27 protein-coding genes and 1 pseudogene are annotated in these 25,074 nt (G+C 72.3%); 11 read left to right on the top strand and 17 right to left on the bottom strand.

Going from position 1 to position 25,074, the window contains the following annotated elements; translation table 11 throughout:
- Window positions 1-565, top strand: a pseudogene (locus tag ACI791_RS16740) (hypothetical protein); the annotation flags it as partial.
- 25 nt (window positions 566-590) lie between these two features.
- Here the strand turns inward: ACI791_RS16740 and ACI791_RS16735 are convergent.
- Both ACI791_RS16735 and ACI791_RS16730 read right to left on the bottom strand, forming a co-directional pair.
- On the bottom strand, window positions 591-1,061 hold the full coding sequence (locus ACI791_RS16735; protein ID WP_456587067.1) for a DUF2795 domain-containing protein: 471 nt from the start codon (window positions 1,059-1,061) through the stop codon (window positions 591-593).
- A gap of 57 nt (window positions 1,062-1,118) precedes the next feature.
- Entirely contained in the window at window positions 1,119-1,328 is a 210-nt protein-coding gene (locus tag ACI791_RS16730) for a DUF2945 domain-containing protein (protein ID WP_456587066.1), read from the bottom strand.
- 102 nt (window positions 1,329-1,430) lie between these two features.
- On the opposite strand from ACI791_RS16730, the gene ACI791_RS16725 reads away from it, so the two are divergent.
- The 6 genes from ACI791_RS16725 (at window position 1,431) to cysD (ending at window position 7,016) form a co-directional block, all read left to right on the top strand.
- Complete coding sequence (locus ACI791_RS16725) at window positions 1,431-2,219, top strand: siderophore-interacting protein (protein WP_456587065.1); 789 nt, start codon at window positions 1,431-1,433, stop codon at window positions 2,217-2,219.
- A gap of 88 nt (window positions 2,220-2,307) precedes the next feature.
- A complete protein-coding gene (locus ACI791_RS16720; RefSeq protein ID WP_456587064.1) occupies window positions 2,308-3,075 on the top strand; it encodes a response regulator transcription factor in 768 nt (255 codons plus the stop codon).
- A 26-nt stretch (window positions 3,076-3,101) separates the two neighbouring features.
- Window positions 3,102-4,544, top strand: a complete 1,443-nt coding sequence (locus tag ACI791_RS16715; RefSeq protein ID WP_456587063.1) for a sensor histidine kinase — start codon at window positions 3,102-3,104, stop codon at window positions 4,542-4,544.
- A 22-nt stretch (window positions 4,545-4,566) separates the two neighbouring features.
- Window positions 4,567-5,289, top strand: coding sequence for a PaaI family thioesterase (locus ACI791_RS16710; protein WP_456587062.1), 723 nt, complete (start codon window positions 4,567-4,569; stop codon window positions 5,287-5,289).
- Window positions 5,280-6,023 (top strand): inositol monophosphatase family protein, encoded by a 744-nt coding sequence (locus tag ACI791_RS16705; protein WP_456587061.1) that lies wholly within the window; start codon window positions 5,280-5,282, stop codon window positions 6,021-6,023. Before ACI791_RS16710 ends, ACI791_RS16705 begins: the two co-directional genes overlap by 10 nt.
- An 84-nt stretch (window positions 6,024-6,107) precedes the next feature.
- Window positions 6,108-7,016, top strand: a complete 909-nt coding sequence (gene cysD / locus ACI791_RS16700) for a sulfate adenylyltransferase subunit CysD (RefSeq protein ID WP_456587060.1) — start codon at window positions 6,108-6,110, stop codon at window positions 7,014-7,016.
- On the opposite strand, the gene ACI791_RS16695 is transcribed toward cysD, so the two are convergent.
- Window positions 7,007-7,225, bottom strand: a complete 219-nt coding sequence (locus ACI791_RS16695; protein ID WP_456587059.1) for a hypothetical protein — start codon at window positions 7,223-7,225, stop codon at window positions 7,007-7,009. The genes cysD and ACI791_RS16695 overlap by 10 nt on opposite strands.
- Before the next feature lie 68 nt (window positions 7,226-7,293).
- On the opposite strand from ACI791_RS16695, the gene ACI791_RS16690 reads away from it, so the two are divergent.
- Window positions 7,294-8,601, top strand: coding sequence for a sulfate adenylyltransferase subunit 1 (locus tag ACI791_RS16690; RefSeq protein WP_347058171.1), 1,308 nt, complete (start codon window positions 7,294-7,296; stop codon window positions 8,599-8,601).
- 44 nt (window positions 8,602-8,645) lie between these two features.
- Here the strand turns inward: ACI791_RS16690 and ACI791_RS16685 are convergent, their stop codons facing one another.
- The 3 genes from ACI791_RS16685 to ACI791_RS16675 all read right to left on the bottom strand — a co-directional run bounded on the left by ACI791_RS16685 (window position 8,646) and on the right by ACI791_RS16675 (window position 10,715).
- A complete protein-coding gene (locus ACI791_RS16685; RefSeq protein ID WP_456587058.1) occupies window positions 8,646-9,917 on the bottom strand; it encodes a cytochrome P450 in 1,272 nt (423 codons plus the stop codon).
- Window positions 9,918-10,084: 167 nt separating this feature from the next.
- Window positions 10,085-10,249: a hypothetical protein gene (locus ACI791_RS16680; RefSeq protein WP_456587057.1), complete on the bottom strand. Its 165-nt coding sequence runs from the start codon at window positions 10,247-10,249 to the stop codon at window positions 10,085-10,087.
- Between the two features lie 76 nt (window positions 10,250-10,325).
- Entirely contained in the window at window positions 10,326-10,715 is a 390-nt protein-coding gene (locus tag ACI791_RS16675; RefSeq protein ID WP_456587056.1) for an ATP-binding protein, read from the bottom strand.
- Between the two features lie 202 nt (window positions 10,716-10,917).
- On the opposite strand from ACI791_RS16675, the gene ACI791_RS16670 reads away from it, so the two are divergent.
- Entirely contained in the window at window positions 10,918-11,298 is a 381-nt protein-coding gene (locus tag ACI791_RS16670; protein ID WP_456587055.1) for a hypothetical protein, read from the top strand.
- A 1,094-nt stretch (window positions 11,299-12,392) separates the two neighbouring features.
- Here ACI791_RS16670 and ACI791_RS16665 read toward each other — a convergent pair.
- Entirely contained in the window at window positions 12,393-13,172 is a 780-nt protein-coding gene (locus ACI791_RS16665; RefSeq protein ID WP_456587054.1) for an enoyl-CoA hydratase-related protein, read from the bottom strand.
- 193 nt (window positions 13,173-13,365) lie between these two features.
- Between ACI791_RS16665 and ACI791_RS16660 the strand changes: the two genes are divergently transcribed.
- On the top strand, window positions 13,366-13,629 hold the full coding sequence (locus ACI791_RS16660; RefSeq protein ID WP_456587053.1) for a hypothetical protein: 264 nt from the start codon (window positions 13,366-13,368) through the stop codon (window positions 13,627-13,629).
- Window positions 13,630-13,717: 88 nt separating this feature from the next.
- Here ACI791_RS16660 and ACI791_RS16655 read toward each other — a convergent pair whose 3' ends face one another.
- The gene (locus ACI791_RS16655) at window positions 13,718-13,867 is read right to left on the bottom strand and encodes a hypothetical protein (RefSeq protein ID WP_456587052.1); all 150 of its coding nucleotides are present in this window, start codon (window positions 13,865-13,867) and stop codon (window positions 13,718-13,720) included.
- 910 nt (window positions 13,868-14,777) lie between these two features.
- On the opposite strand from ACI791_RS16655, the gene ACI791_RS16650 reads away from it, so the two are divergent.
- Window positions 14,778-15,179 carry a VOC family protein gene (locus ACI791_RS16650; protein ID WP_456587051.1) on the top strand — a complete coding sequence of 134 codons (402 nt, stop codon included), beginning with the start codon at window positions 14,778-14,780 and terminating at the stop codon, window positions 15,177-15,179.
- A 46-nt stretch (window positions 15,180-15,225) separates the two neighbouring features.
- On the opposite strand, the gene ACI791_RS16645 is transcribed toward ACI791_RS16650, so the two are convergent.
- The 9 genes from ACI791_RS16645 to ACI791_RS16605 form a co-directional block, all read right to left on the bottom strand.
- The gene (locus ACI791_RS16645) at window positions 15,226-16,938 is read right to left on the bottom strand and encodes a thiamine pyrophosphate-binding protein (RefSeq protein WP_456587050.1); all 1,713 of its coding nucleotides are present in this window, start codon (window positions 16,936-16,938) and stop codon (window positions 15,226-15,228) included.
- Window positions 16,938-18,167 carry an MFS transporter gene (locus ACI791_RS16640; protein ID WP_456587049.1) on the bottom strand — a complete coding sequence of 410 codons (1,230 nt, stop codon included), beginning with the start codon at window positions 18,165-18,167 and terminating at the stop codon, window positions 16,938-16,940. The genes ACI791_RS16645 and ACI791_RS16640 overlap by 1 nt, the downstream gene beginning before the upstream one ends.
- 56 nt (window positions 18,168-18,223) lie before the next feature.
- Window positions 18,224-19,189, bottom strand: a complete 966-nt coding sequence (locus tag ACI791_RS16635) for an MBL fold metallo-hydrolase (RefSeq protein WP_456587048.1) — start codon at window positions 19,187-19,189, stop codon at window positions 18,224-18,226.
- A gap of 46 nt (window positions 19,190-19,235) precedes the next feature.
- On the bottom strand, window positions 19,236-20,237 hold the full coding sequence (locus ACI791_RS16630) for a zinc-binding dehydrogenase (RefSeq protein ID WP_456587047.1): 1,002 nt from the start codon (window positions 20,235-20,237) through the stop codon (window positions 19,236-19,238).
- A gap of 51 nt (window positions 20,238-20,288) precedes the next feature.
- Window positions 20,289-21,062, bottom strand: a complete 774-nt coding sequence (locus tag ACI791_RS16625; RefSeq protein WP_456587046.1) for an SDR family NAD(P)-dependent oxidoreductase — start codon at window positions 21,060-21,062, stop codon at window positions 20,289-20,291.
- Window positions 21,059-21,898 carry an enoyl-CoA hydratase-related protein gene (locus tag ACI791_RS16620; RefSeq protein ID WP_456587045.1) on the bottom strand — a complete coding sequence of 280 codons (840 nt, stop codon included), beginning with the start codon at window positions 21,896-21,898 and terminating at the stop codon, window positions 21,059-21,061. Before ACI791_RS16620 ends, ACI791_RS16625 begins: the two co-directional genes overlap by 4 nt.
- Before the next feature lie 84 nt (window positions 21,899-21,982).
- Window positions 21,983-22,774 (bottom strand): enoyl-CoA hydratase/isomerase family protein, encoded by a 792-nt coding sequence (locus tag ACI791_RS16615; RefSeq protein WP_456587044.1) that lies wholly within the window; start codon window positions 22,772-22,774, stop codon window positions 21,983-21,985.
- Window positions 22,775-22,848: 74 nt separating this feature from the next.
- The gene (locus ACI791_RS16610; RefSeq protein WP_456587043.1) at window positions 22,849-23,898 is read right to left on the bottom strand and encodes an acyl-CoA dehydrogenase family protein; all 1,050 of its coding nucleotides are present in this window, start codon (window positions 23,896-23,898) and stop codon (window positions 22,849-22,851) included.
- Complete coding sequence (locus ACI791_RS16605; RefSeq protein WP_456587042.1) at window positions 23,895-25,070, bottom strand: acyl-CoA dehydrogenase family protein; 1,176 nt, start codon at window positions 25,068-25,070, stop codon at window positions 23,895-23,897. Before ACI791_RS16605 ends, ACI791_RS16610 begins: the two co-directional genes overlap by 4 nt.
- Between the last annotated feature and the right edge of the window lie 4 nt (window positions 25,071-25,074).

Genomic DNA, 25,074 nt, shown 5'->3' with positions numbered 1-25,074 from the left:
CACCGACATGAGCCAGACCCGGCAACGCGCCGACGACGCCATCACCGACATGAGCCAGACCCGGCAACGCGCCGACGACGCCATCACCGACATGAGCCAGACCCGGCAACGCGCCGACGACGCCATCACCGACATGAGCCAGACCCGGCAACGCGCCGACGACGCCATCGACCGGGTCGGGGGCACTGCCGGGCGCGCGGACGGCGTCGTCGACCGGGCCGAGGGCATGGTCGGCCGCATCGAGCCCCTGCTGGGCGACTACGAGCCGACCCTCACCGCCTTCGCGCCGGCGATCCGCAGGCTGGCGGCCTCGTTCGACGCGACCGAGGTCGACGCGCTGATCACGATCATCGACCGGCTACCGCGGCTGGTGACCCACCTGGACGAGGACATCCTCCCCGTTCTCGAGGGCCTCGAGAGCGTCGGCACGGACGTGCGGGACCTGGTCGACACGGTCCAGGACATGCGGCAGATCGTGAAGGGGTTCCCGGGATCGAAGCTCTTCCGTCGTCGCGGCGCCGAGGAGATCGCCGACGACGAGGCGAGGGAGAGCGCCGAGGCGTGAGCCGGCGCCCTCCCCCGCCCGGCGGTCAGGAGTCCTGCGGAGATGCCGGCTCCGAGGCCCCGGGCCCGGGGCCGGTCTCGGTCGGGTAGCCGAGCGCACGGACGACGTCGCCGATCCGTTCGAAGGTCTCGCCCTCGGGCAGCCGCGCCAGCTCGGCGGCGACGACCTCGGGCGCCCGGTGATCCCGGGCGGCCTCGACCAGCTGGGGCCCGGTGCTCGGGAAGTCCGCACGGTCCAGCCAGCGGGCCAGCTCGGCCCGCGCGACGACGGCGTCCTCGGTCATGCCCACCGGCACACCGCCGGTCAGCGTGCCGGCCGGGTCCGCGTCGATGTCGGGGTCGCCCTCGGCGACCGGCTCCACCTCGCGCCACTCGTGCGCGCGGGTGGCCCGCTCGGCCTTCATCATCCCCTGCACCTCGTGCTCGAGCTCCTCGTCGAGCCGCGGGTTGTGCTTGGTGCTGCGCGAGCCGGCGAAGTCGCCTGCGAACTCGGTCACGTGTTCCTCCTGGTGTTCGGGCCCGGCGCCGCCGGACCGTGGATCCGAGCGCGGGGCTCAGGCCTCGTCGAGCGCGCCGGGCTTGTGCACCGCGGTGCGCCCGCTCTTGTCGCTGCGGACCTCGTACTGCGGGTCGTCCTCGCTGGCCCGCACGGTGCGACCGGAGGCCTCGGTGTCGGAGGTGATCTTCCGCTCCACCGTGCCCTCGGCCTCGCTGCCGTGGCTGTTCCAGGTGACGTGGTCACCCTTCTTCAGGTCGTCGGACATCGCCTCTCCCCGGCTCGTGGACGGTGCTGCTGCCGTGCCCGCGGCGGCACCGGGGCACACATCGGTCGGCCGAGACCGGGGGCACGCCTAGGCTGGACCGACGTGACCTCCCCCGACGCCGCCGTCTTCACCGACGGCCTGCGACCGGTCGATGTCCTCACCGTCGTCGCGGTGACCGACGTGACCCCCTCGGTGCGGCGGGTGACCCTGTCCGGGGACGCCGCCGTCGTGGCCGCGGCCGGGCCCACCGTGAATCTCCTCGTACCGCGGGTCGACGACCCGGACCCGCGCTGGCCGCGCATCCAGCGGGACGGCCGGATCGTGTGGCCCGAGGGCAGCCACGGGGTCGCGCTGCGCAGCTACACGGCCCGGCGGCAGGACCCGGCCGCCGGCGAGGTGGACATCGACTTCGTCCTGCACGGCGACGGGCCGGCCGCCGCCTGGGCGGGGGCGGCGCGGCCCGGTGCGCTGCTCGGGATCGCCGGTGCCGCCTCGCTCGCCGAGCGACCGGCGCGCTGGCTGCTGCTCGCCGCCGACGAGACCGCCCTGCCGGCCGTGAGCCGCATCCTCGCCGCCGCCCCGCCGCAGACGGCCGGGGTCGCCTACCTGGAGGTGTCCGGCCCGAAGGAGGAGCAGGAGCTCGCGGCACCGGCCGGCGTCGACCTGCGCTGGCTGCACCGCGGGCCCACGCCCCCGGGGAGGAGCACGCTGCTGGTCGATGCCGTGGCGGCCCTGGACCCTCCGCAGGACGAGGACGTCTTCGCCTGGGTAGGTGCCGAGTCGGCCGCGGTCCGCGCCATCCGGGCCGACCTGCGGGGCCGGTGGGGGCTGGGGCGGGCGCAGCACCACGCGATCGGCTACTGGCGTCTGGGCCGCGCCATGGGGGGCTGAGGAACGCCCCGGCGCCGCCGGGAGCGCTCCCAGCGAGTTCACAGGTAGCGTCCAGCCCCACCGAAGCCCTTCGCCCGACCCTGGGTGCATGACGACGACGGCATCGGCCCACGCGACCGGAGGAGCAGTGTCCGGGAACCAGCCCACCGGCCGGCCGGCCCCGGAGGCCCGCCTCCTGGTGGTCGACGACGAGCCGAACATCCGCGAGCTGCTCTCGGCGAGCCTCCGCTACGCGGGCTTCGAGGTCGCCACCGCGGCCGACGGGCAGCAGGCGCTCGCGCTCGCCGCGTCGTTCCGCCCCGACCTGCTGGTTCTCGACGTGATGATGCCCGGGCTCGACGGCTTCGGCGTCGTCCGCCGGCTGCGCGAGACCGGCCGGCACACCCCGGTGCTGTTCCTGACCGCGCGGGACGCCCCGGAGGACAAGGTCTCCGGGCTCACCCTCGGCGGGGACGACTACGTCACCAAACCGTTCAGCCTGGACGAGGTCGTGGCGCGCATCCGGGCCGTCCTCCGCCGCACGACGGGTGCGCAGCGCCCGGCCGAGGCTCCCCGGCTGACCTTTGCCGACATCGAGCTGGACGAGGAGTCGCACGAGGTCATCAAGGCCGGTGAGGTCATCAGCCTCTCCCCGACCGAGTTCAAGCTGCTGCGCTACCTCATGGCCAACGCCGGTCGGGTGCTGTCCAAGGCGCAGATCCTCGACCACGTGTGGAACTACGACTTCAACGGCGAGGCCAACGTCGTGGAGTCCTACATCTCCTACCTGCGCCGCAAGATCGACACGACCGAGCCCCGCCTGCTGCAGACCATCCGCGGGGTCGGCTACACCCTGCGGCTGCCGCGCGGCTCGTGACTCCTCCGGCCGCCCGAGGCCCCCGGGTGCCCCTGCGGGTCACCCTCGTCGCGCTGATGGTGGCCCTGCTGAGCGTGGCCCTCCTGGCGACCGGCTTCACCACCGCCTCCCTGCTGCGCGACTACCTGCGGGACCAGCGGGACGCGGAGCTGCGCGCCGTCGTCGAGAACAACCTGCGACCCGAGCTGGTCAGCGCCTGCCTCCGGTCCGGCCGCCCCCAGCCCAACACCTTCTACGTCGCCTGCCTGACGCCGGACAGCGACGAGCCCGTCGTGATCGGCGAGCCCCGCGGGCCGGGTCGAGATGCACTGCCCGACTTGGGCGTCCAGGCGATCGAGCGGCTCCGCGAGGACGGGCGCCCGGTGACGGTGTGGGTCGACGGCGCGCAGTGGCGGATGGCCTCCGGCCAGCTGCCCGGCGGCTACACGCTGGTCGTCGGCGACGACCTCGAGGGCGTCGAGCGGGCCATCTCCCGCCTAATCCGCATCGAGCTGGTCGTCGGGCTGGCACTCCTGGTGCTCCTCGGCGCCACCGGCTACGTGCTGGTGCGCAACAGCCTCCGTCCGCTGGCCGACGTCGAGCGCACCGCCGCCGCCATCGCCGCGGGAGACCTGTCGCGCCGCGTCCCGGACGGCGACGAGCGCACCGAGGTCGGCCGGCTGTCCACCGCGCTCAACGGGATGCTCGCCCGCATCGAGAGCGCGTTCCGCGCCCAGCAGGCCTCCGAGGAGCAGGCCCGCGGGTCCGAGCACCGGATGCGCCGGTTCGTCGCCGACGCCAGCCACGAGCTGCGCACCCCGCTGACCTCGATCCGCGGGTTCGCCGAACTGTACCGCCAGGGCGCCGTCCGCTCCGAGGAGGACGTCGCCCGGCTGATGCAGCGGATCGAGGCCGAGGGCGGCCGGATGGGCCTGCTGGTCGAGGACCTGCTGCTGCTGGCCCGCATGGACCAGCAGCGTCCGCTGGCGATGGCCCCGGTGGACCTCGCCGCGGTCGCCGGCGACGCCGTCCACGACGCGCGGGCGGTGCAGCCGGACCGGCCGATCAGCCTGCACCTGGACGAGTCGCTCACCGACGTCCCCGTCGTGCTCGGCGACGAGAGCCGGCTGCGCCAGGTAGTGGGCAACCTCGTCACGAACGCCCTGACGCACACACCGCCGGGCACCCGGGTGCAGGTCTCGGTGGCCCAGGACCCGGCCGATGCCGACACGCTGCTGCTGCGGGTCGCCGACGACGGCCCGGGCATGGCCGCCGACGACGCGGCGCGCGCGTTCGAGCGGTTCTACCGCGCCGACGCGTCCCGCACCCGCGCCGCCGGCGGCACCGGCCTGGGCCTGGCGATCGTCTCCTCGCTCGCCGCCGCCCACGGCGGCTCCGCGTCGCTGGCGACCGCGCCCGGGGCCGGGCTCGCCGTCACCGTGCGGCTTCCGCGCAGCGGGCCGGCCGGGGGCGGCGCGCCACCGGCCTGAGGGTACTTGCGACCATCTGCCGGTGACGACGAACGACGGCACCGCGGAGACCGCGGCCCCCTACGACGCCGATCTCATGGCTGCGTCCACCGAGCTGGGCGCCGCGCTGCGCGAGCTGATCGAGGCGTCGGTGACGACGACGACACCGGCCACGGAGGTGGCGGCGGCGGCCGAGCTGGTGCGGCAGGCGACCGCCCGCATCGGCGTGTCGCGGCGCCCCGCCGCCACGCTGCCGGTGCTCGACGACCCCTCCGCCGGCCGGCGCGTCTTCAACCCCGTCGTCGGGATCGGCAACGCCCTCGCCCCGCCGCTGCGGGTGCGCCGGGACGGCGACGGCGTCGTCGCGGAGGCCACGCTCGGTGTCGCCTACGAGGGCCCGCCGAGCTACGTGCACGGCGGTATGAGCGCGCTGTTCATGGACCAGCTGCTCGGCAGCGCCGCCGGCGCGGCGGGCCTGTGGGGCATGACCGCGCACCTGGAGCTGGACTACCGCGGACCGCTGCCGCTGGAGACGCCGCTGGTGTTCCGGGCGTGGGTCGAGAGCACCGAGGGACGCAAATCCGTCATCGCCGGCACGATCGCGCTCGCCGCCGAGCCGGGCCGCCCGCTCGTGGAGGCGCGGGGCATCTTCATCATGCCCCGGCCGGAGAAGGCGCAGGCCTACTTCGGCGCCATCACCGACGCCGCCGGCAACCACACCCCGCCGCGCCGGCCGGGCGACGCCACGTCGGTGCAGTGGAGCTGAGCCCCGACGTCGCCGTCGCCGTCCGCGCAGCGCGGGCGGCGGCCGACGCGCTGCTGCCGCTCCGCTCGACCGGGCTCACCGGGCGCCCGCTGGGGGACGCCGGGGACGCGGCCGGCCAGCGGGCGATCGCCGGCGTGCTCGCCGTCGAACGGCCCGACGACGTGGTGTTCAGCGAGGAGGCCGTCGACGACTCCCGGCGCCTGACCGCCGACCGCGTGTGGATCGTCGATCCGCTCGACGGCACGCGCGAGTACTCCGATCCGCCGCGCAGCGACTGGGCGGTGCACGTGGCGCTCTGGTCCGGCGGCGACCTGGTGGCCGCCGCCGTCGCCCTGCCGGCGCTCGACGAGGTGCACGTCACCGCCCCGGCGCCCGTGCTGCCCGCCCGGCCGGACGGACCGGTCCGGATCGCCGTCAGCCGCACCCGCCCGCCCGCCGAGGCCCAGGCGGTGGCCGACGTCCTGCACGGGGAGCTCGTCCCCCTGGGCTCGGCCGGGTACAAGGCGCTGGCCGTGGTGCGGGGCGAGGTCGACGCCTACGTCCACTCCGGCGGCATGTACCAGTGGGACTCCGCCGCCCCGGTCGCGGTCGCCCGCGCTGCCGGCCTGGTCACCTGCCGCCTGGACGGGTCCCCGCTGGTCTACAACGCCGCGGATCCGTCGCTGCCCGACCTGGTGGTCACCCGTCCCGAGCTGGCCGACCAGGTGCTGGCTGCGGCGCGTCCGGTGCGATAGCGGACACTGGAGGGGAATCCGCACCAGGTCGATCGGGTTGGCCGAAGCGATCGACCCGATCCCGAGTCCTTGGAGCTTGCCCGCGTGACGACCCCCGACTACCGGCTCAGCCAGCTGGAGACGCTGGAGGCCGAGTCCATCCACGTCATCCGTGAGGTGGTCGCCGAGCTCGAGCGACCGGTGCTGCTGTTCTCCGGCGGCAAGGACTCCATCGTCATGCTGGAGCTGGCCCGCAAGGCGTTCGCGCCGGCCCGCATCCCGTTCCCGGTGATGCACGTGGACACCGGGCTGAACTTCCCCGAGGTGCTGGAGTTCCGCGACAAGCGGGTGGCCGAGCTGGGCGTGCAGCTGGTCGTCGCCTCGGTGCCCGACGCGATCGCCGCCGGCACGGTCAAGGAGGAGCCCAACGGCTCCCGCAACCGCATCCAGACCCCCGTGCTCCTCGACGCGGTCGAGCAGCACGGCTTCACCGCGCTGTTCGGCGGTGCCCGACGCGACGAGGACAAGGCCCGCGCGAAGGAGCGGGTGTTCTCCTTCCGCGACGAGTTCGGGCAGTGGGACCCCAAGAATCAGCGCCCCGAGCTCTGGGACCTCTACAACGGCCGGATCCACCTGGGTGAGTCCATCCGCGTGTTCCCGCTGTCGAACTGGACCGAGCTCGACATCTGGCAGTACATCGCTCGCGAGCAGATCGCCATCCCGCCGCTGTACCTCGCTCAGGAGCGCGACGTCGTCGAGCGCCAGGGGATGCTCTACGCGGTCAACCGGTTCATCACCCCGCGCGAGGGCGAGCAGGTGCGCCGGGAGTGGGTGCGCTACCGCACGGTGGGCGACGCCAACCTGACCGCCGCGGTGGCCTCACGGGCGACCGACGTCGAGGAGGTCATCGCCGAGATCGCGGTGACCCGGATGACCGAGCGGGGCGCCACCCGCGGCGACGACAAGGTCAGCGACGCCGCCATGGAGGACCGGAAGAAGGAGGGCTACTTCTGATGCCGGGCCTGACGACGGCGCCATCGGGCCACCAGCAGCAGGGTCACGACGCCGAGCAGCACCAGGCCGGTCGTCCAGCCCACGACCTCCGAGACCCACGTCGCCTCCGCACCCAGCACGCCGTAGCCCCACTCGGTCACCGCGTGCCCGACCACGTAACCCAGGACGACCACCAGCAACGCGGGCGTTGCCAGGGCGAACAGGAACACGCGGCGCCTCCTCAGGGCCTCCGCTCCAGCGTCCGCTCCGCCGCCGTCCTTCGCCAGGAGAACCCCCGATGAACCCCGTCGACGTGCACTCCGCCGCCGCGGCGCAGGCCCACGACATCGCCGTCGCCCGCAAGGACATCCTGCGGATCGCGACCGCCGGCTCGGTCGACGACGGCAAGAGCACCCTGATCGGCCGGCTGCTCTACGACAGCAAGGCCGTCTTCGAGGACCAGTACGAGGCGGTCGAGCGGGCCAGCGCCGGCGGCGACTACGTGAACCTGGCGCTGCTCACGGACGGCCTGCGCGCCGAGCGCGAGCAGGGCATCACCATCGACGTCGCCTACCGGTACTTCGCCACCCCCCGGCGGACGTTCATCCTGGCCGACACCCCCGGCCACGTGCAGTACACGCGGAACATGGTCACCGGCGCCTCGACCGCCGACCTCGCGATCGTGCTGGTCGACGCGCGCAAGGGCATGCTGGAGCAGAGCCGCCGCCACGCGTTCCTCGCCTCCCTGCTGCGGGTGCCGCACCTGGTCGTCGCGGTCAACAAGATGGACCTCGTCGACTGGTCGGAGGACACCTTCGAGGCCATCCGCGACGAGTTCACCGCCTTCGCCGCGAAGCTCGACGTCCCCGACCTCACGGTCGTCCCGATCTCGGCGCTGCACGGCGACAACGTCGTCCGCCGGTCGGAGCACACCCCCTGGTACCAGGGCTCCTCGCTGCTGCACCACCTCGAGCACGTGCACGTGGCCAGCGACCGGAACCTCGTCGACGTCCGCTTCCCGGTGCAGTACGTCATCAGGCCGCAGTCCGACGCGCACCACGACTACCGCGGCTACGCGGGCACCGTGGCCAGCGGGGTCCTCCGGCCCGGCGACGAGGTCCAGGTGCTGCCCAGTGGGCTGACCACGACGATCGCCGGCATCGACGGGCCGCGCGGCCCGGTCGAGGAGGCGTTCGCCCCCATGGCGGTGACCGTGCGGCTGGCCGACGACCTCGACGTCTCCCGCGGTGACCTCATCTGCCGCCCGGCCAACGCGCCGCACGTGTCCCAGGACCTCGACGCGCTGGTGTGCTGGATGACCGACGAGCCGCTGCGGCCGCGGCAGCGCCTGGCCGTCAAGCACACGACCCGTTCGGTGCGGGCGGTGGTCAAGGAGCTGCAGTACCGGCTCGATGTGAACACGCTGCACCGGGACCTCGGTGCCGGTGAGCTCGGGCTCAACGACATCGGCCGGGTGCGGCTGCGCACCACCCAGCCGCTGTTCGTGGACGAGTACTCCCGCAACCGGGTGACCGGCCGGTTCATCCTCGTGGACGAGGCCACCAATGCCACGGTCGGCGCCGGGATGCTGGTCCCCGGCAGCTGATCGGGCCGTCCTGGCTCATCCGATAACCAGGGAGGACGTCAGGGTCAGCGCAGGGTCACCGGCAGCACCTCGAAGCCCCGGAGGGTCTGCAGGTCGCGCCGCTGCGGGCGGCCGGACACCCGCAGCGTGGGGAAGCGCGCGCTGAGCGCCGCCAGCCCGATGGCGCCCTCCAGGCGCGCCAGCCCCGCGCCGACGCAGTAGTGGATGCCGCCGGAGAAGGCCAGGTGCTCGCGGGCGTTGGGGCGCATGACGTCGAACCGAGCCGGGTGGGGGAAGACGTCGGGGTCGCGGTTGGCCGCACCGAGGAACAGCGTCACGCGAGTGCCGGCGGGCACCGTCCGCCCCGCCAGCTCGACGTCGGACCGCGCCGAGCGGCCGGTGAGCTGCACGGGGCTGTCGATGCGCAGGACCTCCTCGACGGCGTCGTCCCACCCGGCGGCGCCCGTGCGAAGGGCGTCCCACTGGTCGCGGTGCGCGTCGAGGAGCACGACGGCGTTGCCCAGCAGGTTCACCGTGGTCTCGAAGCCGGCGCCGAGCAGGAGCAGGACGGTGGCGTGCAGCTCCCGGTCGGTGAGCGCCTCCGCGGGCGGCAGCGTGACCAGGCGGCTGACCAGGTCGTCGGCCGGCTCGCGGCGCAACCGTGCGAAGTGCTCGGCCAGGAACCGGTGCATCGCCCGCAGCGCCTTCTCGGCGGCGAGGTAGCGGCGCAGCGGGAGGCCGGGGTCGAGGGTGGCGGCGGCGGCGGCGCCCCAGCGCAGGAAGTCCTCCCGGCGCTCGACGGGCACGCCGAGCAGGTCGGCGATCACCAGCACCGGCAGCTGCGCGGCGTAGGCATGGACGAGGTCGACCGCGCCCTCCCGGCGCTCCAGGTCTTCCAGGAGGCGCTCGGCGATGCGCCGGATGGCCGGCTCGAAGGCCGCCGTCGCCCGCGGGGTGAAGGCCCGGCTCACCAGCCGGCGGAACCGGGTGTGGTCGGGCGGATCCGTCACGAGCATGGACGGCGGCTCGGCGACGCCGGCCGCCGCGGGGTCGTCGCCGAAGTCGAGCGCCCAGCGGATGACCCGGGGAGCACCCGTCCGGTCCCACCCGGCGCCGAACCGGTCGCTGCGCAAGACGTCCTGGGCGACGGGGTGCGACGCCGTCACCAGACCGAGGCTGCTGCCCGAGAGCGGCCCGCGGGCGCGCAGCTGCTCGTAGAGCTCGTAGGGGTCCCCGCGCAGCGCCGGATCGCGCATCAGCCGGCCGACCAGGTCACCGCGGCGGGCGCTGCGGGAGAGGTAGACCGCCGGCAGGCCGTGCCGGACGGCCCAGCGCACCGCGGTGCGCGGTGCGCGCCGGGCGGGCCCGCGGCCGGAGCGCCGCTTCCGGGCGGGCCGCCGTCCCGGTGGTGACGCGCATCACCACAGTCTGTCAGTGACGGCCCGGAACACGGCACCGCCCCGTTCCGGTAGCGGAACGAGGGCGGCGCGGAGACGTCGGGGGGTCAGGCCTCGTCGGTGGGCGCAGGCGCGGCGTCCGGGTCGCCGTCCCAGTCCTTGCCCGCGACGTCGGCGTTCTCCGACGCGCTGTCGGTCTGGCCGGCGACGGTCTCGATCATCTCCTCGTCGGAGATGCCGTTACCGGCAGCGTGGGTGTTCGGCTCGCTCATCGCGGAGTCCCTTCGGTGTGGCTGGCTTCCTCTTCGCCGGTCCCCGATCGGGAACCGCGGCAAACCAGCCGGTAGGTCACAGGTGGGAAGGCCGCAGCTCGAACCAGACGCGCTTGCCGTCGCGGTCCTCCTCGCACCCCCACCGGTCGGCGATCATCTCGACCATCAGCATGCCGCGGCCACGCGGCCGGTCCGGGGAGGGGCCGAGGACCTCCGGGCGGGCCGGTGAGCCGTCGACGACGGCCAGCCGCAGCCAGTCGTCGGACAGGGTGGCCTCGATCGTCAGGCAGGCGCTCCCGCCGACGTGGTCGACCACGTTCGCGACCAGCTCGGTCACCAGCAGCGCGGCGTCCTCGTGGTCCTGGCGGGCACCCCAGGCCTGTAGGAGCTGCCGGACCAGCCGGCGCGCCACCGGCACGCTGGCCGGGATGGGCGGCAGGTCCATGCTGGCGGTGAGGGTGGACATGAGGCGTTCCGTTCTGCCGGCGTGCTCAGCGACGTGAGAGTCCCCTGACCCCCTCATCGGCAGGACGGGGGCCGAACCGGAGCGCCGGGCGACCGTCCACTCGCAGTGGGTTGCGCGCCACATGATGCATGTCGCGGCTATTACCCGCAATAGAGGTTGTGCCTAGAGTTCGAACTGCCAGCGCCGACTTCGAGGGAGCCGCGTGAACGCCGTCGCCCCACCGCCGGTCCACGACACCGCTCTGCCCGCCCTCGAGCAGTTGATCGCCTGCATCGACGACTCGGTGGACGAGCTCGCGCGGGCCTGCGCCCGCGCCGAACGCCCGCTGGCCGAGCGACGCCAGGGACATCCGTGGCTCGAGCTGGTCAGGGAGGAGCCCCGGCCCCTGGTGGTGGAGACGGTCTCCTCGGTGCCGGCCTCGCTGGCCGCCGCCGGGCACACCTGGCGCCGCCGCGAGGAGGCCGCCGCACTCCGGCGGGAGCACGTCAGCATCTACCGGATCGCCACGCTGTTCGGCGTGACCCGTCAGCGGATCTCCGCCCTCCTCCGCGAACGCGACGGGGCAAGTCCTTCCGCCGGCTGATGCCGCCTACCGGGCTTGGTGATGTGTGGCAACATCGGGCGTCGACAGCGGCCTGGACAACCCACTCCGGGCGCTGATTCGCGGACACGCTTGACCAGCCACGCCTGGGGGAGCGAAAGAGACGCCGCTGGCAAGGAGACGTACTCGGAGGAGTTCTGCCGGGACCCACTAGAGCTGTACCTGCAGGCAGCGTGGTTGGGATCGCCGGGGCCTTGGGATTCTGGACGCGACACTGCTGGCCAACTGAACGCCATGGGCGTGCCGGTGCGAAGCAAGCACCACCAGGTCCGACGACGAGTCGCCCCTGCTGGGGCTGCGGCTGCTCACGAGCTCGCCCGGGCGCGGGCTAGAGTCGCCCCGCTGGAGGCGGCCGAGCGGAAGCTGAGCGCTCAGCAAGACTCCCTGCAGGCGGCGGCGCGGTACTCACCTGGGGAGGCGCGCTGGCGCCCCCTTCCTGCTCGTCGCCGACCGCCGGCACACGTTCGAGGTGCAGCCGCTGCGCCAGATCGTGCCGCCCGGTCGTCGTGCCCCGGCCTGGGACGCCGGGGCTACGCCGTGGGTCGGCCACACACAGACCGGCTCGGAGCTGGCCGAGCACATCTGGACGGAACGCCACCGACCGGGCCTACCGGGCGCCGCGGGTGAGCGCCGAGCACGACGAGGCTCCACCTGAACAGCGTGCGGAAACGGCCCAGCCCTGCACCTGGCCACCGTGATCGACTGCTTCTCCCCCAGCCTGGTCGGCTAGTCGATCGCCGACCACACGCCACCGAACCGGTCACCGACGCCCGCACCGCCGAAGCTCGACGGCGGGGAAGCCTGGCCGGGGCGGTCGCCCCATAGCGACCGCGGCGCCCAGGCGAACGCAGTTGGTCGTTGCAACGCTCCGATGCGCAGGGGTGCGACCACGGGGCTGGTCTTCCGCATCGGAGCTGCCAGCACGGTGATGCCGGCGTTGTTGAGCCGGCGTTAACGACCGCAGCGGCCTCCCACGCAGCGGGAATCTTGTCTGCAGGCAGCCCGATGCCGGTGCGGCACCGGTCCTTAGGGCGACCCGTCCACGAGGTCCGGCTCTCAGCCGGTTCGCCGGGGCGTCACGACCACGTCCAATTCGGCTGACGCTTCTCCAGGTAGGCGGTCATGGCCTCGCGCGAGTCGTCGAAACCACGGAGCCGGTTGGTGTAGTCCCACTCCGTCCGGTACTGCCGCTCGACGTCGTCGCCCTCAATCCGCAGGATCGACTCCTTCGCGAGCCGAGTGGCCAGCGGGCTCTTGCCCGCGATTTCCGCGGCGATGGCGAGGGCGTGCGCTTGCGCCTGCCCTGGCTCGACCACCTCCTCCACGGCACCGAGGCGATGGAGCTCCTCTGCCGGCTGCATGCGGCCGGTGAACATCATCATCCGGGCCTTTCGTGGCCCGAGCATGTTGATGGCCTTGCTGGCGCCGCCGAGCAGCCCGACGTTGATCTCGGTCAGACCGAAGGTGGCGCTACGGGAGGCGATGATCAGATCGCACACGCCGACCAGACCGAACCCGGCGCCGATCGCCGGTCCTTCCACCGCCGCGATAACCGGAACGGCGCAGTGGCGGACGGCGTGCTGGGCGCTGCGCCACTCCCAGCCGGGGTTGATCGCATTCTGCAACGGAAGGTCGGCCCCCGCCTGCTGGGAGCTCTCCTTCAGGTCGACCCCGCCGCAGAAGGCTCGCTCGCCCTCGGCGCACAAGACGACCGCCCCGACCTCTCGGTCCTCCGCGAATCCCGCGAACGTTTCGCGTAGTTCTAGCTGCATCTGCCGGTTGACCGCGTTGACTGGCGGCCTGTTGAGGCTCACCGTCGCCACGCCGTCCTTCCGTTCGACGATCAACGTCTCCATGGCTGGCCCTTCTCCTCACGGCTCGGCCTCATCGGGTCCGAGCGGTTGTCGATGCTGGCGCCGCGTACGGGCCCGACACCGGTGGGCCGTGGCCCACCGGACGTGCCATTCGTCGAGATGCCGACGTTCGCGGCTATCGCGAAGCACTCCTCGCTGGCGGAGGCGTTCACGTCCTGCCGCTCCGAGCAGACGGGTGAGCAAGATCACCCGCAGTGTGCAGGCTAGCGGTTCCAGCGATCTTTGTCGCCACGGGCAGCGTCCGGCCGAGCAAGCCTTTCCCTACGTTTTCGTCAATGCCGCCTACCGCACGGCTGAGTCAACCGCCGGGCCGTCTCCAGGCGGTGGTGGTGGCTACCGCCTGGCCGCCGACGGCCACCGGCAGATCCTCGGCTTCGCCGTCGGCGACTATGTCCCGCCCCGGGAAAGTAAAGGCCCGGAACTAGCTCGGCGACGGTAGTCGCCGAGGAGTTGTGCCGGAAGGAGGGGTCCTCGTGCTCGGCCGGTGGAACGAGACCGATCGCGCCGTGCAGGCATCCTTGGTTGCATCAGTCGAGGTACTCGGCGACGGTGATCTCGAAGTCGCCGATGCCCTTCCCCGGGCCGCGGTCGCGAACGACTGCCGCTGTGAACCGCCGGTTGGACGCCTCGGCCAGCGCGTTGTCATACGAGTCCCCGGTCGAGCCGACCGAGGCCACGGCGCTGACCTCGGCCAGGCGCTGGGTGTACCGCCCGGCGATGTACTGAGCGCCCGTCCGAGTGGCACATCAGCCAGCCGAGTTTCCGGCCGGCTCGGCGGCGCGTCCACGGGCCGATCTGCAACGGGTCGAGGGTCAGGTCGGTGCGCAGCGAGCGCGAGAGCTGCCAGCCGACCACCCGGCGCGAGTGCACGCCGATCACGAAGGCGGCGTCGACTCAGGCGGATAAGGTTCAGCGGTAGGTGACGCCGGTACGTGCAGCCGGTCTGGGCCGGCCGCACCGAGCGCCCGCTCGACCGGGGCCGGGCGGGTGCCTGGGCCAGCTCCGGCACGGTGGTCCGCGGGCCTTCGCCCGCGTGATGCCTTGGAGCCCGACGGCGCACATAGCCGCTCGACGGTGCAGCAGCCACGGAGCCCCTTGCGCAGCAACTGGGAATCGATCCCCGATTGCTCGCCGACCCGCTGCAACGCCCCGGGCCGAAATTCAGCGGGGTACTTCCTCGGTGCCGCCAGGACTCTCATCCTCACGAAACTTAAAAGCCTTCATGAGACTCGGCGGACGACTTCGCGAATCAGCCGGGCCAGGCTACGAAGCAGACGAGCGCCGCGGCATCCGGCGGCGTTTCCGACCGCCGGCCGTCGGTCCCGGGCAAGGCCGGAATGTCTCGCGCGAGCACCGGGGAGCGCAAGCTCGCGGCCAGCCACGCGGTGGCACAAGCCCTACGACCGCCTGGACCACGCCGACACTGTGAGCAGGCCCGCAAGACGAGGGCCTCACCCGGACCAGCGCGCAATAACCTCCGTCGACTTTGCTCGCGCAGCCATGTCGCGTGGGACCAGGTGCCCCACTTCGGGACCCGTCACCAGAGCGACCGACCGTCCGGTCGGTCGGATCGATAGAGTGCCGACCATGACTGTTGACCTGACCAAGGATTCGATCGATCTCGGCGTCGTCGCGAAGGACCCTGGCGCCTGTCTCATGTTCTACCGGGACGTCCTCGGGTTGAAGGATCTCGGGGAGTCCCCGATGCCGGGGGGCACCATGCACCGCCTGGGCTGCGGGTCCAGCGTCATCAAGTTGATCACGCCCCGGAAGCCGCCGGCAGCCGAGGCGCCTCCCGGTGGCCTGCGGGGCGGCACCGGATACCGCTACTTCACGATCAGCGTCAGCAACCTCCCGGAAGTCGTGGCCGCTTGCGAGTCGGCCGGGCACCCGGTGGTCGTCCCCGCCACGGAACTGCGGCCCGGGGTGTCCATCGCCATGATCGAGGATCCGGACGGCAACTGGGTGGAACTGCTCAGCGGCGAGTGACCGACCGCCAGCCGGGCGCCAGGTGACCGGCGCCCGGCTGCGATCATCAGTAGGACGCGCGTGCCGGGGCCGACTGCCCGGACATCGGCTTGATGACCGGGGTCTCGTACTCCGACGAGACGATCTCCACAACGGATGGCCGCCCCTGCACGGCAAAGGCCTCGTCGAGTGCAGCACCGACGTCCTCGATGCGGTCGACGCGGACGGCGTGTGCCCCGAGACTGCTTGCCGCTGCAGCGTAGTCGACGTCCCCGAAGTCCTGGGAGACGTAGTCGCCGGCATAGCGGCGCTGCACGACGTGCTTGTTCCAGCCGAGCACGGAGTTGTTCAGCACCACGGAAACGACCGGCATCTCGAACCTGGCCAGGGTCTCCACCTCGGTCAGGGAGTAGCCCCAACCGCCGTCACCGGCCAGGCAGACGACGCGGCCCTCGCTCCCGACGTCAGTCAACCCGAAGGCAGCACCGACGGCGGCGGGCAGGCCCCAGCCCAGGCCGGCCACCCCGCGCGGTGCCAGGATGCGGCGCCCCGGGTGTTCCACCCGCCAGCCCGAGCCCATCCAGCCGGAGGACAGGCTCGCATCAGTCACGACCAGGTCAGGCTCGGTCAGGCGCTCGCCGATGAGGCCGACCACGTCCTGCGGCTTGACGGCGTCTCCTTCACGCGGGCGGGCGAGGACGTGCTCGGCCTCCCACCAATCCGTGGCCCCGCGAGTCAGGCCATCGATGTCCCAGTCGAAAGACAGCTCGGCCGTCGACAGCGCGTCGAGCAGCGCCCGCAGGCCCAGCGCGGCGTCCCCGTGCAGGCCGAGGGCCGGGGAGTTGCGACCGATTTCGTCGGCGTCCACGTCCAGGTGAACCACGGCGGCCCCCGGCGCCGGCAGGTCCCAGCCCAGGGTGGCGGCCTGCCCGAGCTTGGCGCCCACCACGATCAAGCAATCGGACTCGGCGAGCAGGTCGTTGGCCACCGGCACACCGAAGGAGCCGGAGATCCCCATGGCGAGAGGGTGGGTCTCCTCGATGAGACCCTTGCCGCTGATCGTCGTCGAGAACGGCGCGCGCAGCCGCTCCACCAGCGCTCTGGCTTCCGGGCCGGCCCCGGCGATCTGCGCGCCGCCACCCAGGAGCAACATGGGACGGCGGCTGCGACCGATTACGGCGGCCGCTTCCCGCACCGCGTCGGGGTCGGGGGCGCTGCGGAACCTCGGGTAGCGCGCATCCACGGGCGGGAGCGGGGCCTCGACGGCGTCGGCCGAGAAAACGTCGTCCGGGATCTCCACCACCACCGGTCCCGGACGGTTCGACGTCGCGACCCGCAGGGCCTGCCCAACGACGTCGTCGATGGCCTCCGGGACGCCGACGTGCCCGAACCACTTCACGCACGGTTCGAGGAAGGATCGCTGCTCGAAGCCTTGGGACGCCGACCCGAGGTGCCGGCGGTGCTCCCACGCCCTCGGGATGTCGGCAACCACCGCGATGAGCGGGATCGAGGAGCTCCGCGCCTCGACGAGCCCGGAGACCAGGTTGGTCGCGCCCGGACCGACGGTGGCGTCGCAGGCGCCGGCCCGCCCGGTGGTCCGGGCGTAGGCGTCGGCGGCGAAGACGGCGCTGCGCTCGTCGCGCATCAAGACGTGCCGAATGGCATCCCGCCGAATGGCCATGCCGTGATACAGAGGGGAGGTCTGTCCTCCCGGCACTCCGAAGGCCGAGCGGATGCCGGCCTCAACAAGTAGATCGACCACGCGCTGTCCGACGTGCATCAGTTCACTTCCTGTCGTTGGTGTGGAAGGGGGGTCTGGGGGATGGTCGAGTTGGTGGCCGAAGCCGGCTGGGCCAGGGTCTCCCGGATGAAGAGGACGGCGACCACGCTGAGCGCCAGGGCACCCGAGCCGATGGCGAACGTGGTCGCCGTGCTCAGGCTCTGGAGGAGAAGCCCCACGGTGACCGGGCCGATGAACAGGCCCAGGCTGGACGAGGTTCGGTGGATGCCGACGGCGACGCCGCGGATGCTGGGGTCGGCGACGTCGGCGAGGATCGCCGGCAGGGCCGCGCCGGCCAGGCCCATCCCGATGCCAAGGGCGGTCACGCCGATCCACGTCGCCGGCTCGGAGCCGACGGTCAGGGCCACGAGTCCGGCACAGAGCACAGCGGTGCCTGTGAGTAGGACGGGCCGCCGGCCGAACCGGTCGGCGGCGGGGCCGGCCACGAACAGGCAGACGCCGTTGGCCACCGCGGCAGCGCCGAGCAGGAAACCGACGAGCAGCGCGGTGTAGCCGAGGCGGCCCTGGGCGAGAACGGGCACGGCGGTGTTCCGCAGCCCGGCGACCATCCAGAACAGCACGAAGGTCACGCACAGGCTGATGACGAAGGACCGGTTGGTCATCAGGCGGCCCAGTGGTCGACGGCCCGGGACCGGGACGGCCGTGCGGTGTGGCCGGGCGAGCCCTGGCATGACCACGATGGCCACGAGGGAGAGGACCAGGGATAGCGCCGTGGTGCCGGCGTAGAACCAGAAGGGACCGCTGACCCCCCAGGCGGTCACGGCCACGCCGCCCATCACCGGTGAGAGCGAGACGCCCAGTAGGACGACGCCCTGGTGCAGCGAGAGGAACCGGGCCATCCGTCCCTCCGGCAGCGCCGCGATGATCGACGACAGCGCGGCGGTGTTGTGCACCGCCGAGCCCGACCCCTGGACGGTCTGGGCCAGCAGCAGTCCCCACAGGGGCGGCTCCAGGCCGGCTGTCACCGCCCCGCCCAGCGTCAGCAGGCACCCGACGGAGGCGGCGTGCGCGAAACCGAGCCGGTCGACAAGCAGCCCGCCTGGGATGGAGGAGAGCAGCCGACCCAGTGCGAAGGCGCTGAGGATCCAGCTCGCCTCCGCGACCGTCAGGCCCCGGCTCCCGCCCAGGAGCGGCAGCCCGGGGGCGAGCAGGGCGACCCCCGACACCATGAGGAACGTCGCCACGGTGACCAGCGCGAAACCGAACATGGTCCGCCAGGGCGCCCTGGACCGCCCGGGACCAGGTGCTGGATCGCCGGGCCGAGTCACCTCGCTCTCTCGTAGACGTGCTCGGCGACCGACCAGCGGTCCGGTGGCCCCGGCTGGAGGCGCGCCCGGCCCTCCCGCATCAGCCGCTCGAGGTGGCTGTGCGTCTCCCCCAGAGCGGACCGACGTTGGAGACCGCGCAACTCGTTCCACGGCCGGGACCAGGAGACCGTGGTCGCAACCTCCCACACGGTCGAGGCACCCGCGCGAAGCACGGTCTCCACCTCATCCAGTCGCTCACGGTGGTGCTCGGCCAGGACGTCGATCCGTGCGTCCAGGTCCGGGATCGGCCATTCGTGGCCGGGCAGCCCGAGGACCGCGCCGGACCCGCGGACCTTCGCGATGGACCGGCGGTAGTGCCCGAGCGGGTCCTCCCCCTGCTGCGGCCGCTGGGAGATGTTCGGCGTCACACGGGGCAGCACGTGGTCACCGGTGAAGGCGATGTGTCGTGCCTCGTCCACGAAGCACAGGTGCCCGACGGTGTGCCCAGGCGTGTGCACCACGGTCGTCGTCGGCCGGCCCGGCAGCTGTTCCCCATCCCGCAGGAGGCGGTCCGGCCGGACACGGGACGTCGTCGCCGCAATAGTTGGCCCGTGGTCGCGCAGCGCCTGTACCTCATCGGGAGGAGCGCCGAGGGCTAGAAGCCATTGGACCATCTCGGCCAGGACCCCGTCGACCTCGTTGTCGCTGGAGGGGATCCGGGCCGCCTCGAGGGGATGCATGCCAATCCAGGCCGACGTCTCCTCGCGCAGCCGTCCGGCCAAGCCGTAGTGGTCGGGGTGGATGTGGGTGATCGCCACCCCGGTGAGGTCGGCGAGCGCCGCGCCAGCGGCGGCCAGCCCGTCCTGGAGCGCTGTCCAGCACTCGTCGGAGTCCCAGCCGGCGTCGACCAGAACCAGCCCGGCTTCCGATTCGACCAGGTAGGACAGCGTGTACCGCAGCGGGTTGGGGAACGGCAACGGCACGCTCCAGACTCCGGGCGCGACTTGGCAGGGCTGGGGCACGTGCCGCTCAGTCATCGCCGGCACCGTCGAGGAGCGTCTCGTCCGGGAACGCAAGGAGGACCTTGCCACGTTTGCCCGAGGAGCCAAGATGGTCGAACGCCGCGGCGGCGTCGGTGTGCGGGAAGCAGGCCTCGACGTGAGCGACCAGCCGCCGGTCGGCGAGGAGAGGGCTCACCTCGTGGGCGAAGGCCTGCACCGCCAGCGCCTTCTCCTCGGGGGGCCGGTTCCGCAAGTTGGTCCCGGTCAGCGAGGCGCGGAGCCGCATGAGCGAGCGGACCGACAGGCTCATCTCGTCGCCGGCCGGTACGCCCACGATGACGACTCGGCCGCGTGGGGCCAGTAGGAGAAGCAGCCGGTCGAGGTTCGGGCCGCCGACCAGTTCGATCACGAGGTTGAAGCGGCCGAGCTGATCGGGATCGCCGTGGAGCAGGTCGTCCTGGTGGACGGCGACCGCACCGAGGGAGCGGATGAACTCCAGCCCCGCCGGCGAGCGGCTGGTGCCGACGGCGGATCCACCGAAGGCCGCCACCAGCTGGATGGCCGCCGCGCCGACGCCGCCGTTGGCCCCGTTCACGAGCACCCGGTCACCGGGCCGGAGCCGGCCCACGGTCACCATCGCATCGTGCGCGGTGACGAACGCCTCCGGGACGGCCGCCGCCTCATCGTCCCCGAGCCCGTCCGGCACCGGGGACAGGCACCGGTCGAGGGCGACGACGCGCTCGGCGAAGCCCCCGCCGTCGACTAGGCCGAGCACTCGGTCACCGGGCTTCCAGCGCACGACCCCGTGGCCGCAGCGCTCCACTGTCCCAGCTACCTCGATCCCGCCGATGTCGGCGGGCGCACCGGCAGGCGGTGGGTAGCGGCCCTCGCGCTGGGCGATGTCCGCGGGGTTGAGGCCCACGCGCCGCACCCGCACCAGGACCTCACCTGGCCCCGGCTCGGGGACAGGCCGCTCGACCACGCGCACGACCTCGTTGCCGCCCGCACCTTCGAACACGATCGCCTGCATCTGAGAACCACCCCGTCGTCGACCCGGTGAGCTGAGGGACTGCCGATCCGTTCAGGGCGCCATGTACGCCCCGCCGTTGATGTCGATCGTGTCGCCGGTCAGGAAGCCGGCCTCGTCCCTGCACAGGTAGGACACGAGCGCGGCGATGTCCTCCGGCTCCCCGAACCGGCCGACCGGGGTCGCGGCGATCAGGCGAGCGTTGACCTCCTCGGAGACTCCGGCGGCCATCGGCGTCCGGATCCGCCCCGGGGCGATGGAGTTGATCGTGATGCCCATCGGTGCTACCGCCGGGGCCAGGGTCCGAGTCAGGCCGTTGATGCCGGTCTTGGTGACGCCGTACGGCAGTCCCGCGAGCATGGCTCCGGACCGGCCGGCCTTGGACGACATGTTCACGATCCGGCCCCAGCCGCGCCGCTGCATGTGGGGGATGACCGCGCGACAGGCCAGAAACGGACCGGTGAGGTTGACCCGGATCACCCGTTCCCACTCGTCCAGGCCTGTCTCGTGCGGCGGGACGCGGGCACCATCGGCCTTGGGCGAGATGGCCGCGTTGTTGACGAGGACGTCCACCGACCCGTAGTGAGCCACCACCTGCGCGACGCCGTCCTCGACCTGCTCCGGGGAGCCGACGTTGACCGCCATGAGCCGGAGACGGCCAGCGACATCGAGGTTTTCGAGGTCCTTGTTCGCGTCCACGACGTCCTCGAGGTCCCAGGCGACAACGGTCATGCCATCCTGGGCCAGGCGGAGGGCGATGCCACGCCCGATGCCCTGACAGCCTCCGGTGACGACGGCGACGCGCTGGGGGCTCTGGGTCTCGCTCATGGTCGGCTCTCCGTGTCGACGGGCGGAACAACAGGGGTCGGGTAGCCGGGGAACCGCGCAGGACGCTTCTCGAGGAAGCTGCGCACGCCTTCTCGGGAGTCTGCGGCGCCGAAGGCGCCGGCCATCTCGTCGGCCGCGGCGCGGAGGGCCGGCTCGAGCGGTCGCGCGGAGTCGGCGTAGACCTGGCGCTTGATCACGGCCGCCGAACGGGGCGAGACCGTATCGGCGATGCGAGTGAGCACCTCGAGCACGGTGGCGCGGAGCCCGGCCCGGTCGACGACCCGGCCGACGAGCCGCATCGCCAAGGCCTCGTCTGCGTCCACCGTGCGGCTGGTCAGCAGCATGTCGAGCGCGTCACCGAGCCCGACGATGCGCGGCAGCAGCCAGGACGTGCCGTGCTCGGCGATCAGCCCGCGTTCGGGGAACGCCGTCCGGAACCGGGCGTCGTCGGCGGCGATCCGCAGGTCGCAGGACAAGGCCAGGGCGAGCCCGATCCCGACACAGGCGCCGTGGACGGCCGCCACGATCGGGGTGGGATTGCCGGGGGCACGCGTGATCCGCCGCGCCACGACGTCCGCAGCGAGCTCCTCGGCCGGGCGATCGGTCGCCACCAGTTGCTCCAACCGGGACAGATCGGCCCCGCCGCAGAAGGCCCGGCCCCGGCTGAGGATACCGATCGCCCGTGTCTCGGGCTCGGCCCCCAGCTCATCGAGGGCGTCCATCAGGCCCCGCTCCAGTGCCGGGTTCCAGAGGTTGAGCGAACCGGGTTCGCCCATCTCGACCAGCGCGACTCCAGCGGAGGGCCGCGTGACCGACAGGGGGGTGAGAGCCGTCATCCACTGCTCCTTGCACGGGACGGGGGACACGAGGGGCCTGGCACCGGCGGGCGGCGGCACCGTCGCCCGCCCCCCGCGCTATCACTACTGGCCGGTGTAGACGCCGGGGCGCTTCTCACGGCGGGCGGCCAGGGCCTCTTGGTGGTCCTGGCTCATCATCGAGATCTTCTCCCAGGCCAAGGACGGCTCGAGGACGTGATTGTTCATCCAAGCCACGTACCGGTTGACCGATGCCTTGGTCGCACGGACGGCGTAGGGCGGCAGGGCCGCGATCTCCCTGGCGAGGTCGAGGGTCTCCTTGCGCAGTCGCTCCAGCGGAACCGAGCGGTTGACCAGCCCCATGTCGGCGGCCTCGCGACCGCTGAGCATCCGACCGGTGATCATCATCTCCTTGGCCCGCAGCGGCCCCACCAGGAGCGGCCACATCACCGCGCCGCCGTCGCCGGCGACCAGACCCACGTTGACGTGCCGGTCACCGATGGAGGCCTCGTCGGCCATGATCACCATGTCGCAGTACAGCGCCAACGTCGCACCCAGCCCGGCCGCCGGCCCATTGACCATCGCAATGATCGGCGTCTCGACCGACATGAAAGCGTTCATGAGGTGACGTCCCTGGGAGTACACCTTCTTGGGGGCCACGCCCGGCTTGTGCCGCTCGGTCATGCTCTTGACGTCGCCGCCGGCGCAGAAACCTCGGCCGGCACCGGTGAGCACGGCCACGCGGGAGTCCTCGTCGTCGTCGAGCTGCAGCAGCGTCTCCCGCAGCTGGTCGCTGGTCTCCGGCGCGATCGCGTTGAGCCGCTCGGGACGGTTGATGGTGACGATCACGACGTCGCCCTCGTAGGTGATGTCGATCTGATCGGTGGACTCGATCACGGGAACCCCTTGTTCAGTGGCTGGAGGGCTGCGGCTGACGGGCTGGAGCGACGGCGCGAGGCGGGCGGGATGGGTCAGGACGCGGTGCTCAGGGCGGGGCCGAAGGTCGCCAGGAGATCCGGGCTGGTCATGACGGCGTCGCCTAGGACGCGGTGGTGGTGGCGGAGGGAGCCGTAGGCCCCCTCAAGCGCCTTCCCCCGTTTGAGCCAGAGGTGCAGGTCGTGTTCCCACGTGAAACCGATACCGCCGTGCACCTGCAGGGTGTGGTAGCTGGCCGTGGTGGCGGCGGCATTGGCCGCAGCCTTGGCCGCGCTCGCGGCGAGGGCCGCGTCATCCTGCCCATCGGCGATCGCGGTGAGCGCGTACCAGGCGGCCGGACGCGACGTCTCGACCTCGAGTGCCACCTCCGCGAGCATGTGCTTGACCGCCTGGAACGACCCGATCGGCCGGCCGAACTGCTGGCGGTCCTTCGCGTAGGCCACCGTCATGTCGAGCAGCCGCCGGCTCACGCCGTTGAGGACCGCTGCCGTCGCCGCCGCGCCACGGACGCGGGCATCCACGAGTGCGGCCTCGGGCAGCCGGGTCCTTGAGTCCGGGACGGCGCGCAGTGCGGCCGTGTGCCGGGCACCGTCCATCGACCGGGCGGGCTCACGGGTAAGCCGGTCGCCCGGCACAAGGTGCAGGCCGTCCTCGAGCTCCAGCAACGCCAGGTCCGCCACCCTGCCGTAGGGCGCGGCGGGCGAGCCCATCAGCTGGGCCGTCGCCAGGGCCTCCCCCGACGCGATCCGGGGCAGCCAGAACGCCCGCTGATCGGCCGAGCCGTGCTCGCGCAGAACGGGGACCACCACCGCCGCGGTCTCCAGGAGGGGCTCGGGCAAGGCGGCGTACCCCGCCTCCTCCAGGAGGACGGTCAATTCTGCGTCCCCCAGTCCCAGGCCACCGAGCTCCGAGGGCACGTTGGCGCCGAGGAAGCCGAGGTCAGCTATGCGGCTCCACCGGGATCGGTCCTGGTCGGCGTTCGGCTCCCACGCGGCGCGGACATCGCCGGGAGCGCAGCTGCGCGCGAAGAAGTCCCGGGCCGTGCGGCGCAGGTCCTCCTGCTCGGGGGTGAAAGCGTACGTCATCGTCGCGGCTCCTTGGGCAGGCCGAGCACGCGCTCGGAAATGATGTTTTTCTGGATCTGGTTGGTCCCCGCGAAGATGCGTGCGGCGCGGGAGAGCCAGTAGTTGTCCCGCCACTGCTTGGCCCCGGGCAGGGAGTTCTCGTCGTCCTGCAGCTCGGCACGGGAGCCCAGCACGCGCATCCCCACCTCATGGATCTGCGCGTTCATCTCCGACCAGTACAGCTTGTTGTAGCTGGCCTCCGGCCCGACGTGGCCCCGCATCGTGTCGGCGACGGTCCGGCCGACGTGGTGGCGGTACACGGTGACCGCCGTGAGCAGCCGGCCGAGATCCTCCCGGACGGCGGTGTCCTCGTCCTGACCGAGCGAGGTGACGAAACCACGCAGTTGCGCGAGATCGTTCAGGAACTTGACGTAGGTGCGTCGTCCGGCGCCTCGCTCGTGTCCCAGCGCCTCCATGGCAACCTGCCAGCCGCCGTTCACCTCGCCCATGACGTTGGCGACGGGGACGCGGACGTCGGTGAAGAAGACCTCGCAGAACCCGGTCTGCCCGTTGATCTGTTTGATCGGGTGGACGTCGATGCCCGGTGTGCGCATGTCGATCATCACGTACGTGATGCCGCGGTGTCCCGACTGCGGGTCGCCGGTGCGGACCATGCCGAACATCCAGTCGGCGTGCATGCCCCCGGAGGTCCAGATCTTCTGGCCGTTGATGACGAGGTCTTCCCCGTCGATCACCGCGGATGTACGCAGGTTGGCCAGATCGCTGCCCGCGCCCGGCTCGCTGAAGCCCTGGCACCACAGGTGGTCGCAGCTGAGGATGGCCGGCAGCCAGAACTCCTTCTGCTCGGGCGTGCCGTACTTCATGATCGTCGGCCCGGCGAGCATGAGCCCGCCCAGGTTCATCCGCGGCGGGGCGCCGGCGCGCTCGTACTCCTCCTGGAAGACGATCCGGGCGTCAAGGTCGGCGCCCTTGCCGCCGTACTCCTCGGGCCAGTGCAGCGCCGCGTAGCCCGCCTCGAAGAGCCTCCGCTCCCACTCGCGGTGCGCGTCGAGGATGTCGCCGGACTCGGGGTCCGGAAGCCCGCCTTCGGGAACGTTGGCCTCGAGCCAGGCGCGGATCTCCGCGCGCCACTCCGCCAAAGCACTGGTCTTCTGCTGAGCCGCGGTGGTCATGAAT

The organism is Blastococcus sp. SYSU DS0973 (genome assembly GCF_054051055.1).
This window is presented reverse-complemented; position numbering and strand designations above follow the sequence as displayed.